Here is a 12,099-nt window from a genome sequence, read left to right as displayed (position 1 = left end):
CCCCCCACGCCCCCGCACCATCGCCTGCCACCGCCTGTTGGCCTCCCGCATCTCCCCGGCGCTCCCACCCATCCCCCGCACGGCCCGCTCGACAAGCTCGGGGCGATAGTCGGCCATGCGGCGGAGAAGGTAGAAGGTGAATTCCCGTACGCCGAAGGCGTTATCAGATCCGGACATAGGCGCGCTCCTCACGGTCCCGCTCGTTTCTGAACGCCCGTTCGGGGGAAGTGGTATTGACAGGTTCACAGGACCGACACCCCGCAAGGAACCCGATCGGCCCACGGCTCCCAGAGAAACGAGCCGCCCGGAACCAGTCCCTCACCGTCAAGGCCGTGGCACCGCTGTGCCCGACCCGGGACAAACGGGGTATCCATGACTGCCGCAGCAACACAGTCATCCAGTCGTACTCAGCACATCATCCGCATAGTCGCCTATGCAATCCTCTGCGCAGCGATCTTGGCCACCGTCGGCGAAGCCACGATCCTCGGCACCGAGTGGCTGGTCGACAACGCTGCCTTCGCGCACGCCAGCGAGGCCTCGCTGGACCGCAGCGGCAAGGTGGGCCAGACCTTCAGCGCCGCCAACGCGATGTTCTCCGGCCTCGCACTGCTCGCGGTGGCGACGACCGTGCTCATGCAGCGCCGGGAACTGCGCATGCAGCGTGCGGAGCTGACACATCTCCGCCAGCACAACGGCCGCTCCAACCACGAGCTGCACCGCACCGCGGAGGCGATGATCCGGGGGAACCACTTCGAGCTGATCCGCCTGGCCATCGAACATCCCCACCTGGCTGACGTCTGGCCGGCCTTCAGGACCGCCGCTCCCCTCTCCGAGGAGCGGCGGGCCCAATTCCTCTATGCGAACCTGGTCCTCTCGCACGGCGCCATGGCACTGGGGAGCGGACAGCTCTCCGAGTCGGAGCTCCGCGCCGAGATCCGCCACTACTTCAGAAGCCCCGTCATTGTGGAGTTCTGGCGTGCGGTGCGGCTGTCCCGGCTGTCGCGGCCGATCATCCCCGAGTCACCATTCGACCGGCTCATGGATCTCGAGTTCCACCGGCTTCCGGGGAGCCCATGACGTTCGGTCAATCGCGCGGCATATCCATCGCGGCCTGAAGCAGAACTTGCCGGTCCACGACGACGATCCGCTCGTTCGGGCCCAGCTTGGCATCGGACGGAAGGTGTCCTCTGAGCGGTCCCGTGGCCTCTCTGCCGATGACCGCGAAGTTTCCGTCCGCCATCTCGAAGACGTCCGGGCAGTTCTCGTTCGACATGCAGCCACGCTCGGCCGGGCTCTTGCCGAGCCGCTTCCTGATCACAGCTTCACTCCAGGGGGTAGCGCCGCGGTGACCGAGTCGGGGTCGGTGAAGGCGTCCTGTCTCCACAGGGCGGCAGGCTGATTGGAGGTGAAACTCGGTCACCGCCTTCCCCGGAGGGCACATATCCTTCGAGACTTTATGGCTCCCCGCGGCACGGAGCACATGGCTTGGCGGGGCCGCGACCGAACCCACCCGATCTAGCGATTTCGGCGTAGCCCATCCGGACGTCGGCGTAGCCCGTTTCTGCGAGGCACGAACACCCGTCCCTCGCCCACGTCCCGCCCCGTCCGGCCCCCAACCGTCCCGGAGGGCTACGCCGCCCCCGCCCCCGTCAGGGCCCGGACCTCGAGTTCGGCGTGCGCCTGCTCCGCGGCCAGGTCCCGACGGCCCGTCAGGGTGCCGAGCCAGCCGGCGAGGAAGCCGAGGGGGACGGAGACCAGCCCCGGATTCTGCAGCGGGAACCAGGCGAAGTCGACGCCCGGGAAGAGCGCGCCGGACGCTCCGGAGACGACCGGGGAGAAGATCACCAGGCCGACCGCCGGGACGAGGCCGCCCCAGACCGCCCACGTCGCGCCGCGCGTGGAGAACCGCCGCCAGAAGAGCGTGTACAGCAGCGCCGGGACGTTCGCCGAGGCCGCCACCGCGAACGCGAGCCCCACCAGTGACGCAACGTTCAGCCGGGCGGCGACCAGGCTCAACGCGATGGCCACCGCGCCCACGCCGATCGCCGCGAACCGGGCCACCCGCACCTCGTCCCGCTCGTCCGCCGGCTCCTCCGCGGAACGCCGCCGCGCCGCCGCCCACAGGTCGTGCGCGAACGCCGCCGCCGAGGCCAGCGTCAGCCCGGCCACCACCGCCAGGATCGTCGCGAAGGCCACCGCCGAGACCACGGCGAACAGCACCGAGCCCGTCACCGTGTCGCGTCCCCCGCCCAGCACCTGCGCCAGCAGCGGCACCGCGGTGTTGCCCGCCGCGTTCGACGCGCGCACGTGCGACGAGCCCACCAGCGCCGCCGCCCCGAAGCCCAGCACGATCGCCATCAGGTAGAACGCCCCGATCAGCCAGATCGCCCAGAGCGCGGAGCGCCGCGCCGCCCGCGCCGTCGGCACGGTGTAGAAGCGGGAGAGGATGTGCGGCAGCCCGGCCGTGCCGAGCACCAGCGCGAGCGCCAGGCTGGCGAAGTCCAGCCGGTTGGTGACGGATCCGCCGTACTCCAGGCCGGGCCGCAGAAACGCTCCGCCGCGCCCGCTGCCGGCCGCCGCCGCATGCAGCAGCTCGCCAACGTTGCCGCCGAACCTGAGCAGCACCAACGCCGTCAGCCCGCCGGCGCCCACCAGCAGCACCACGGCCTTGACGATGCCGATCCAAGTGGTGGCCCGCATCCCGCCGATCGCCACGTAGACGATCATCAGCCCGCCGACCGCCACGATCGACCACCGCTGGGTGGCCGCCCCGCCGCCGATCAGCAGCGACACCAGGGTGCCCGCGCCGACCATCTGCGCGATCAGGTAGAAGAGCGCCACCACGATGCTGGAGGTGCCCGCCGCCGCCCGCACCGGCCGCTCCCGCAGCCGCACCGCCAGCACATCGGCGAGCGTGAACTTTCCGCAGTTGCGGACGAGTTCGGCGGCGAGCATCAGCACCACCAGCCAGGCCACCAGGAACCCGACCGCGTAGAGCATGCCGTCGTAGCCGGCGAGCGCAATCATGCCCGTCATGCCCAGAAACGATCCTGCGGAGAGGTAGTCGCCGGTGATCGCCAAGCCGTTCTGCAGCGGGGAGAAGGTGCGGCCGCCGGCGAAGAACTCGGCCCGCGAGCCGGTCCGCCGCCCCGTCCACAGCGTGATGCCCAGCGTGACCGCGATGATCCCCAGGAAGAGGCCCACCACCCAGGGCTGGTGACCGCCCGTCATCGGACCTCGCCCCCGCCCTCGGCCGGCGCGGGGACCTCGACCGGCGCGGGGACCTCGACGGGCCCGGCCGGCTCGCCCGCCTCGCGCCGCTCCTGGTCCTGCGTGATCCAGCGCAGGTTGAGCGCCGTCCGGTCGCGCCGCCGGGACGCGTTCCGGGCGTACGCCCCCGCCAGCGCGAACGTCGACGCGAACTGCGCCAGCCCCAGCACCATCGCGGTGTTGAGCGGGCCGATCAGCGGGCGCCCCAGCGCGTCGCCGCCGACCACCGCCAGCGCCACGTACAGCGCGTACCAGCACAGGAAGACCGCGCAGGCGGGCAGCACGAACTGCCGCCGGCTGCGCTTGATCCGCACGAACGGCGCGCTGCGCTGCACACTCCGGTAGACGTGCGACCGTGCGGCCGATGCGGCCCCCCCGGCCGACGTCCCCGCGGTGACGGCGCCCTGCGCGTCGCCTGACATGGTGTCGGGCTGCACCTCGGGCCTCCTTCGGGGAATCGGGCCGGCGCCCGGTCGGATGATCGTGATCGTCCGACCGCGCGCCGATTCGTCCCCTCAGGATGTGCACGGCCACCTGCACTCCGCGCCCGAAGTGGCAGCTTGTCACTCATTTCAGTGACGTTGGAGATGCAGTCCGTCACAGTCCGCGAGGATCAGGCGTCGATCCTCGAACGGTCCAGCGTCCCCGCGGAGTTGACGATGAACTCCTTGCGCGGCGCCACCTCGTTGCCCATCAGCAGCTCGAAGGTGCCCTCCGCGGCCTCCAGGTCGCCGACGTTGATCCGCCGCAGGATGCGGCCCCGCGGATCCATCGTCGTCTCGGCGAGCTGGTCGGCGTCCATCTCGCCGAGGCCCTTGTAGCGCTGCGGCTCCTTGTAGCCGATGTTCTTGCGCTGGAACTCCAGCAGGGTGCGGCGCAGTTCCTCGTCGCTGTGCGTGTAGAGGAACTTGTCCTGGCCCTTCTTGGGGCGCGTCAGCTCGATGCGGTGCAGCGGCGGCACCGCGGCGAAGACCCGCCCGGCCTCCACCATCGGCCGCATGTAGCGCTGGAAGAGGGTGAGCAGCAGGCAGCGGATGTGCGCGCCGTCGACATCGGCATCGGCCATCAGGATGACCTTGCCGTAGCGGGCCTGGTCGATGTCGAAGGTGCGGCCCGAACCGGCCCCGATCACCTGGATGATCGCCGCGCACTCGGCGTTCTTCAGCATGTCCGAGACGGAGGAGCGCTGCACGTTGAGGATCTTGCCGCGGATCGGCAGCAGCGCCTGGAACTCGGAGTTGCGGGCGAGCTTGGCGGTGCCGAGCGCGGAGTCCCCCTCCACGATGAACAGCTCGTTGCGGTCGAGGTCGTCGCTGCGGCAGTCGGCCAGCTTCGCCGGGAGCGAGGAGGACTCCAGCGCCGTCTTCCGGCGCTGCGCCTCCTTGTGCTGGCGGGCGGCGATGCGGGTGCGGGCGGCGGCCGCCACCTTGTCGAGCACCGCCCGGGCGGCGATCTTGTCGTTCTTCTTCGTCGAGGCGAGGAACGCCTTGAGCTCCTTGGCGACCACCGCGGCGACGATCCGGGAGGCGGCGGAGGTGCCCAGCACCTCCTTCGTCTGCCCCTCGAACTGCGGCTCGGCGAGCCGGACGGTGACCACCGCGGTGAGGCCCTCGGTGGCGTCGTCCTTGGTGACGTCGTCCTCCGCGACGCGCAGGATCTTGGCCGAGCGCAGCGCCTCGTTGACGGTGCGCGTCAGGGAGCGCTCGAAGCCGACGACATGGGTGCCGCCCTTGGGCGTGGCGACCACGTTGACGAAGGAGCGCAGCGTGGTGTCGTAGCCGGTGCCCCAGCGCAGCGCGATGTCGACCTCGAGGTCGCGCGTCATCTCGGTGGGCGTCATGTGGCCGCGCTCGTCGAGGACGGGCACGGTCTCCTTGAAGGTGCCGGAACCGGTGAGCCGCAGCACGTCGCAGATCGGCCGGTCGGGGCTGAGGAACTCGCAGAACTCGGCGATGCCGCCGTCGTAGCGGAACGTCTCCTCGCGGGGGCCGGCGGGGCTGCCGTCCTCCCTCTTGGCCTCCGGGACGTCTGTTCGCTCGTCGCGAACAACGATCGTGAGACCGGGGACGAGGAAGGCCGTCTGGCGGGCGCGCCCGAGCAGCTGCTCCAGGTCCAACCGGGCGTCCTTGAGGAAGATCTGACGATCCGGCCAGAAGCGGATCCGGGTGCCGTTGCGGCCCTTGGACGCGGCCTTGCGGCGCAGCTTGCGCAGCCCGTTCTTGGCCTCGAAGCGGGCACCGTCGCCCTCGCCCTCGAACTGGCCGGGCGTGCCGCGGCGGAAGCCCACGGCGTAGGTGGAGCCGTCCCGGTCGACCTCGACGTCCAGCCGCGAGGAGAGGGCGTTGACGACGGAGGCGCCGACGCCGTGCAGGCCGCCGGAGGCGGAGTAGGAACCGCCGCCGAACTTGCCGCCGGCGTGCAGCTTCGTCATCACGACCTCGACACCGGAGAGGCCGGTCTTCGGCTCCTTGTCGACCGGGATGCCGCGGCCGTTGTCGCGCACCTCGACCGAGCCGTCGTCGTGGAAGAGCACGTCAATGCGGTCGCAGACGCCGGCGAGGGCCTCGTCCACGCCGTTGTCGAAGATCTCCCAGACGCAGTGCATCAGCCCGCGGCTGTCGGTGGACCCGATGTACATCCCGGGCCGCTTGCGGACCGCCTCCAGGCCCTCCAGGACCATCAGGTGGCGGGCGGTGTAGGAGCCGTCCTGGTCCGCCCCGGCGAGCAGCGCATTCGACATGGTTTCGGCGGTCACGCGCGTCCAGCTCCTGTCTGCCGGGCGGGCCCCATGGCCCTCGGTTCGGTGTCGGCGTCTCGGCCATTAGATTACTGAACTGCTGTGACACTCCCGTGCACTTGGGCCGGAGTCGACACCCGTGCGCCGTATCGTACGCCTGTTCGATATGGTGCGGCGCTCTGCGGCCGGCCGGGGGACCACGGCCGACGCAGGCATGAACCGGCGAAGCCCGGGGCACGTCCCTCTCAGTGGACGCCGCCGTACGGCGGACCGCCGCAAGCCGTACCAACCTGACAATTCCATGAGAAACCATCACCGACGGGCGACGAGCATCACATCGCTTCACGCCTCGGCCGCCCGGCGAGCTACGGTGATCCCAAGGACGAAAACCGACCTCGACCCCACTGCCGATCCGACCGACCCGGGCGCCCGGCGCCCTTGCCCCTATCCGCCGCCGCTTGGCCACCTCCGACCGGCGCACGAGAAACGCTCCTCCACACGGGATCGCTTCGGGCGAAATCCCTTCCGGGGAACAATCGCCACCTGGTTGGATGTTGTTCCGAGTACGACAGCTCGTCGAGCTAGAGATGAGGCGACGTGACTACAGTTCTGACTCCCGCGAGCCCCCTGACGGCCGCCGACCGCTGCGACCGCTGCGGCGCCCAGGCCTACCTGCGCGTCGTGCTGACGTCCGGCGGTGAGCTGCTCTTCTGCGCCCACCACGGGCGGAAGTTCGAGCCCGAGCTCAAGAAGATCGCCAGCGAAATACAGGACGAGACGGGACGGCTCGACGCCACCCCGGCCAATGCACCGGCCGAGGAGCGCTGAACGCCTCAGATCCCACGGACGACGAGCATGCCGCGCCAGGCGCGGATCCGGCCCCCGGCGGTCCCCCGCCGGGGGCCGCGTCGTACCCGGGGCGCCGCTGAGGCGCCCCGCAGCGGCCCTCAGCGGCCCCCTGGGCGGCCGATCCGGCCCCCGGCGGGTTCTCCTCCCCGGCGGAGCCGTCAGAGGTGCCCGCGGACGGTGGCGGCCAGCGCCGAGAGCCGGGTGTAGACCCCCGGCCGGGAGCGCTCGCCGCAGCCGGTGCCCCAGGAGACCAGCCCCACCAGCCGCCCCCCGACCACCAGCGGGCCGCCGCTGTCGCCCTGGCAGGCGTCGTGGCCGCCGCGCGCGGTGCCCGCGCAGACCATGCTGGACGCGTCGTAGCGGCCCTCCGGCCCGCCCGGGTAGTCGCGGCCGCACTGCGCGTCCGGCAGCATCCGCACGGAGGCGCGGCGCAGCACCGAGGCCGGCGCCCCGCCGTCCGAGGTGTTGCCCCAGCCGTAGATCGTGGCGGGGGTGCCCGCCCGGTACGGCGCCTGCTCCCCCGGGCCCACCATCGGCAGCGGGCGGGCGTCCGGCACCGGGTGGTCGAGGGTGAGAACCGCCACGTCCCAGGCGTCCGTCGAGGAGGAGAAGCGGGGGTCGATCCAGAGGCCGGCCAGCCCGAACTCCTCGCCCCGGGCGGTGGTGAGATCGGTGCGGCCGGTGATCGCCCGGACGTCGTCGCGGCCGTAGAGCCGCCCGGTGTCCGGATTGACGAAGCAGTGCGCCGCGGTGAGCACCTTGTCGGGGGCCACCAGCACGCCGCCGCAGAACTGCCCGGAGCGGGACGAGCCGTAGACCTCCCGGCTGCTCAGCGCCACCATCCAGGGCGCCTGCCGGACCGACGACGCGGTGCCCCCCACGATCGCGTGCGCCGGGGGCGCGGCCGCCCCGCCCGCCACCAGCAGCGCGGCGCACAGCCCGGCGCCGCCCAGCCCGACGGCCGCCGCCCGGGCGCGCCGGCCCGCACCGCCGACACGCCCCAGGACCTGCCCGGTTCGCAACATCCGTCCCCCAACCATGACGAAGTGTCAGAAACGCCACCAGGCTAGGGGGATGGCAGGTGCGGATGCGGGACCTGAGCCCCGAGTTCAGTCCATCGAGGGAAAACCGGGCACGCGAAAGGGGCCGCCCGGCGGAACGGGGAGCGATCCCCGGCCCGCCGCGCGGCCCCTCTCGGCAAACCCTCCCCGACCTCAGTCGAGGTAGTCGCGCAGCACCTGGGAGCGCGACGGGTGGCGCAGCTTCGACATCGTCTTGGACTCGATCTGGCGGATCCGCTCCCGGGTCACCCCGTAGACCTTGCCGATCTCGTCCAGCGTCTTGGGCTGGCCGTCGGTGAGGCCGAACCGCATGGAGACCACGCCGGCCTCGCGCTCGCTGAGCGTGTCGAGGACCGAGTGCAGCTGCTCCTGCAGCAGGGTGAAGGAGACCGCGTCGGCCGGGACGACCGCCTCGGAGTCCTCGATCAGGTCGCCGAACTCGCTGTCGCCGTCCTCGCCGAGCGGGGTGTGCAGCGAGATCGGCTCGCGGCCGTACTTCTGGACCTCGATGACCTTCTCGGGGGTCATGTCGAGTTCCTTGGCCAGCTCCTCCGGGGTGGGCTCGCGGCCCAGGTCCTGGAGCATCTGGCGCTGCACGCGGGCCAGCTTGTTGATGACCTCGACCATGTGCACCGGGATGCGGATGGTGCGGGCCTGGTCGGCCATGGCGCGGGTGATCGCCTGCCGGATCCACCAGGTGGCGTACGTGGAGAACTTGTAGCCCTTGGTGTAGTCGAACTTCTCGACGGCGCGGATCAGGCCGAGGTTGCCCTCCTGGATCAGGTCCAGGAAGAGCATGCCGCGGCCGGTGTAGCGCTTGGCCAGCGAGACCACCAGGCGGAGGTTCGCCTCCAGCAGGTGGTTCTTGGCGCGGCGCCCGTCCTCGGCGATGATCTCCAGCTCGCGCTTGAGCTTGGGGGCGAGCTTGCCGTCGGTGCTCAGCTTGTCCTCGGCGAACAGGCCGGCCTCGATGCGCTTGGCGAGCTCCACCTCCTGCTCGGCGTTGAGCAGCGGGACCTTGCCGATCTGCTTGAGGTAGTCCTTGACCGGGTCGGCGGTGGCACCGGCCGCGGCGACCTGCTGCGCCGGGGCGTCGTCCTCGTCCTCCTCGGAGTAGACGAAGCCCTTCGCCTCGTCCTCCTCCTCGTCGGCCTTGCCGCCCTTGGCGCCGGGCGCGCCCGGCTCCTCGGCCTCGGAGTCGTCGTCCTTCTTCTTGCCTGCGGTCTTCTTGGCGGCGGTCTTCTTCGCCGCCGTCTTCTTGGCCGCGGCCTTCTTGGCCGGGGCCGCCTTCTTCGGGGCGGCCGACGCCTCCTCGAGTGCGACCTCGTCCTCGACCGGCGCGTCGACGGCCTCGGTGACCGGCTTGACGGCCGCGGCGGTGGCGGCGGCCGCGGTGCGGGGCGGCGCTGGGCGAGGGGCCGGCGCCGCGGGGCGGGCGGCGACGGCGGACACGGCGGGGGCAGCGGCGGCGCGAGTGGTGGTGGTGCGCTTGGCGGAGGTCTTGGCAGCGGTGGTCTTGCGGGCACGCTTGGGGGCAGCCGAATCTGCGGCACTGACCATCAGCGTCACACCCTCTTCATCGAGGACCTGGTTGAGGCTGCGCAGAACGTTCTTCCACTGGCTCTGCGGAATCTGGTCCGCATCGAAGGCCGTCTTCACATCGCTGCCGGCGATCTGCCCCTGAGTCTTGCCCCGCTCAATGAGCGCCAGGAGATGAACGGACTCGGCGATCTCCGGGGGGAGCGAACGGGATGTGCTGGCCGACACGAACAACCTCTCGGGACTAGGGCGAAAACCGACTCCACCGCACACGTGGGCGCGGACGGGGGTTCGGTTCGGGTTTTCAGCTGGGCAACTGGCACGGACGCCTGGAGACGCCTGCGGGGACGCCGACAACTGCGACACAGGATTGTGACACGGACACCTGTGCCGCCCGTGCGGCGGCCACCGTCGTACTCATCGCGCTCCGCCTCCAAGTGTTACGCACGGCCGAAGTGGCCCGGGTCACATCCGATCCATCGCCGCCCGCCCGGGTCCCGAAACACCCCGGCGCGCGTCAGCCCCGCGCCCCTTCGAAGGGCGCGGGGAGCCGCGCGGAGCCGCGGCGGAGCCGCTGCTCGGCCGCCGACCGCCCAAGCGGGCCGCCGATCGCTGAGCGGCGGAAGCCGTTCGCTGCGCGGCGGAAGCCGTTCGGCGCCCGCCGTCCGGCGCCCGCCGCTCAGTGCTCGCGCGGGGCCGGGACGGCGTGCTCGATCTCGGGGTGCACGGTCAGCAGGGAGCGCATGGTGGCCTCCGCCGCGGCGCCGTCGCCGGTGCCGAGCGCGTCGACCAGGCGGCGGTGGAGCCCGACCGCCGACTCCGAGGGCCGCTCGCAGCCGGCCGACGCGCCGCCGGAGACCTGGAGCGCCTGGCCGACGATGCCGACCAGGTGCTCCAGCATCCGGTTGCCGGCGGCTTGCAGCAGCAGCCCGTGGAACTCGGCGTCGGCGCGGGCGAACGCCACGGCGTCGTTCTGCGCGGCGGCCTGGGCGAGCGCCTCGCAGATCTCCACCAGGCGGCGCTGCACATCGTCGCGGCCGTGGCCGGCGGCGAGGCGGGCGGCCAACGGCTCGATCGCCCAGCGCAGTTCGAACAGCTCGCGGCGCTGGTCGTCGCGGTGCGGGCCGAAGGCGCGCCACTCCACGATGTCCGGGTCGAGCAGGTTCCAGTCGAGCACCGGCCGGACCCGGGTGCCGACGTTGGGGCGCGCGCTGACGAGGCCCTTGGCCTCCAGGACGCGCAGCGACTCGCGGACGACCGTCCGGGAGACCTCGAAGCGCTGGCCGATCTCCTCGGGGACGAGGGGGCGGTCGGCGCCCAGGTCGCCCGAGACGATCATCTGACCGAGCTGTTGGACGAGCTGCCCGTGCAGGCCGCGGCCGCGGCCCGCACCGGCCTTGCGGCCCATGCGGATCGGCTCCGTCGAGTCCGCGCCGTCCCAGGGACTGGGCACGGGGCCGCGGTCGACCACGGCGTTGGGCGAGCCGACCGGGGCGGGGGCCGCGGGGCGGACGGAATCGTCGCCCACTCGGCCGGCGGCCGCCTCGGCCGGACGGGGGGAGGACATGGAGTTGGCGGTGTGCGCAAGGGTACTCACGCATCCTTTGTCGACCACGCCTCGGCCCGCCTTGAGCGCTTTCCTGAAAAGCACACGAAAGGGTGATCACTCGTTACCCGTAATCGGCATCTCATCGCATGAGTTGACTGCGCCTCGCCAGATGTGCGAAATCTCCGACCTGTCCCCCCTCCCGGGAGCGAGAGCCGCAGTTCACAGCGATCTGCGGACCAGCAGCACCGCCCCGCAGCCGAGCAGCAGGAGCAGCGCCGGGGCGAGCGGGGCGAACGCGGCGGCCCCGGACGGGAGTCCGAGCCCCGCGAGACCGTCGGCCCCGGCGGAGACGGTGGAGAGCAGCCCGCCGTGGAACGTCCACCGCTCGCCCAGGCCGAAGGGCAGATAGCCGGAGGCGTCCGAGACGCCGGCGAGCGCGGGACGCCGCAGCACGGCGCCGAGCAGCGGCTCGACCACCATCGGCACCGCCACCACCAGCAGCACCCCGGCGGCGGTGGAGCCCAGCAGGGCCGAGCCGAGCAGGCCCAGCCAGGCCGCGGCGACCGCGGCGGCGGCCAGTCCGACGGCGATCCTGGGGCCGGCGCCGTGCGCGCCGCCGAGGCCGGCCGGGTCGGCGAGCGGGCCGCGGCCGGTGGCGACCGCCACGGCGGCAGAGTTGACGGCGAGTCCGACGGCGGCCGTCCCGGCGGCCCAGACCGCGGCGAGCGCCAGCTTGGCGGCGACCAGCCGCAGGCGCCGGTGGCGGACCGTCAGCATCGGCCCCAGCTGCGGGTGTCCGCGCTCCTGGCGGAGGGCGGCGGCGCCCAGCAGTCCGGCGGCGAGGGCCACGGCGGGCACCGGGACGGCGGGGACCCAGGCGGCGACAGCGCGGCGGAGCGCGGCCGCGCCGGGGTCGGAGGCCGGGTGCGCCAGCCGGGCGGCGGCGACCGCGGCGACGGCGTTGAGCAGCAGCCCGATCCCGGTGATCCACCAGGTGGCGCGGGCGGCGCGGAGGCGCTGCCACTCGTAGCGGAGCGCCCTCATCGATGCGCCTCCTCGACGGGGGTGGGGGCGGCGGCCGGGGACTCCGGCGG

At 72.2% G+C, this 12,099-nt stretch carries 10 protein-coding genes; 2 read left to right on the top strand and 8 right to left on the bottom strand.

What is annotated here, in order from left to right; translation table 11 throughout:
- The first annotated feature begins 372 nt into the window (after positions 1–372).
- Positions 373–1,077, top strand: coding sequence for a DUF6082 family protein (locus BIV57_RS20110; protein ID WP_139275736.1), 705 nt, complete (start codon positions 373–375; stop codon positions 1,075–1,077).
- Between the two features lie 7 nt (positions 1,078–1,084).
- Here BIV57_RS20110 and BIV57_RS20105 read toward each other — a convergent pair whose 3' ends face one another.
- From BIV57_RS20105 to BIV57_RS20090, 4 genes are all read right to left on the bottom strand, one after another.
- Positions 1,085–1,318, bottom strand: coding sequence for a hypothetical protein (locus BIV57_RS20105; protein ID WP_071658262.1), 234 nt, complete (start codon positions 1,316–1,318; stop codon positions 1,085–1,087).
- 311 nt (positions 1,319–1,629) lie between these two features.
- Positions 1,630–3,231: a solute symporter family protein gene (locus BIV57_RS20100; RefSeq protein WP_071658261.1), complete on the bottom strand. Its 1,602-nt coding sequence runs from the start codon at positions 3,229–3,231 to the stop codon at positions 1,630–1,632.
- Positions 3,228–3,707: a DUF485 domain-containing protein gene (locus BIV57_RS20095; RefSeq protein ID WP_071658260.1), complete on the bottom strand. Its 480-nt coding sequence runs from the start codon at positions 3,705–3,707 to the stop codon at positions 3,228–3,230. The genes BIV57_RS20100 and BIV57_RS20095 overlap by 4 nt, the downstream gene beginning before the upstream one ends.
- Before the next feature lie 176 nt (positions 3,708–3,883).
- The gene (locus tag BIV57_RS20090) at positions 3,884–6,025 is read right to left on the bottom strand and encodes a DNA gyrase/topoisomerase IV subunit B (RefSeq protein ID WP_071658259.1); all 2,142 of its coding nucleotides are present in this window, start codon (positions 6,023–6,025) and stop codon (positions 3,884–3,886) included.
- 579 nt (positions 6,026–6,604) lie between these two features.
- On the opposite strand from BIV57_RS20090, the gene BIV57_RS20085 reads away from it, so the two are divergent.
- Positions 6,605–6,835 carry a DUF7455 domain-containing protein gene (locus BIV57_RS20085; protein ID WP_071658258.1) on the top strand — a complete coding sequence of 77 codons (231 nt, stop codon included), beginning with the start codon at positions 6,605–6,607 and terminating at the stop codon, positions 6,833–6,835.
- Positions 6,836–7,014: 179 nt separating this feature from the next.
- Here BIV57_RS20085 and BIV57_RS20080 read toward each other — a convergent pair whose 3' ends face one another.
- The 4 genes from BIV57_RS20080 to BIV57_RS20065 all read right to left on the bottom strand — a co-directional run bounded on the left by BIV57_RS20080 (position 7,015) and on the right by BIV57_RS20065 (position 12,049).
- Positions 7,015–7,881 (bottom strand): S1 family peptidase, encoded by an 867-nt coding sequence (locus BIV57_RS20080; RefSeq protein ID WP_079170522.1) that lies wholly within the window; start codon positions 7,879–7,881, stop codon positions 7,015–7,017.
- 189 nt (positions 7,882–8,070) lie between these two features.
- The gene (locus tag BIV57_RS20075; RefSeq protein WP_265737001.1) at positions 8,071–9,684 is read right to left on the bottom strand and encodes an RNA polymerase sigma factor; all 1,614 of its coding nucleotides are present in this window, start codon (positions 9,682–9,684) and stop codon (positions 8,071–8,073) included.
- Positions 9,685–10,135: 451 nt separating this feature from the next.
- The gene (locus tag BIV57_RS20070; RefSeq protein WP_071658256.1) at positions 10,136–11,107 is read right to left on the bottom strand and encodes a FadR/GntR family transcriptional regulator; all 972 of its coding nucleotides are present in this window, start codon (positions 11,105–11,107) and stop codon (positions 10,136–10,138) included.
- 117 nt (positions 11,108–11,224) lie between these two features.
- Positions 11,225–12,049 (bottom strand): hypothetical protein, encoded by an 825-nt coding sequence (locus tag BIV57_RS20065; RefSeq protein ID WP_071658255.1) that lies wholly within the window; start codon positions 12,047–12,049, stop codon positions 11,225–11,227.
- Positions 12,050–12,099: the final 50 nt, after the last annotated feature.

The organism is Mangrovactinospora gilvigrisea, from assembly GCF_001879105.1.
Lineage (GTDB): Bacteria > Actinomycetota > Actinomycetes > Streptomycetales > Streptomycetaceae > Mangrovactinospora > Mangrovactinospora gilvigrisea.
The sequence above is the reverse complement of the archived record's forward strand: the minus strand, read 5'-3'. Positions and strand labels throughout refer to the sequence as shown.

What these genes read in the sequence shown, in the direction of transcription:
- BIV57_RS20100 (WP_071658261.1), bottom strand. Translation starts at nt 3,231, where the DNA reads ATGACGGGCGGTCACCAGCCCTGGGTGGTGGGCCTCTTCCTGGGGATC.
- BIV57_RS20080 (WP_079170522.1), bottom strand. Translation starts at nt 7,881, where the DNA reads ATGTTGCGAACCGGGCAGGTCCTGGGGCGTGTCGGCGGTGCGGGCCGG.
- BIV57_RS20065 (WP_071658255.1), bottom strand. Translation starts at nt 12,049, where the DNA reads ATGAGGGCGCTCCGCTACGAGTGGCAGCGCCTCCGCGCCGCCCGCGCC.
- BIV57_RS20110 (WP_139275736.1), top strand. Translation starts at nt 373, where the DNA reads ATGACTGCCGCAGCAACACAGTCATCCAGTCGTACTCAGCACATCATC.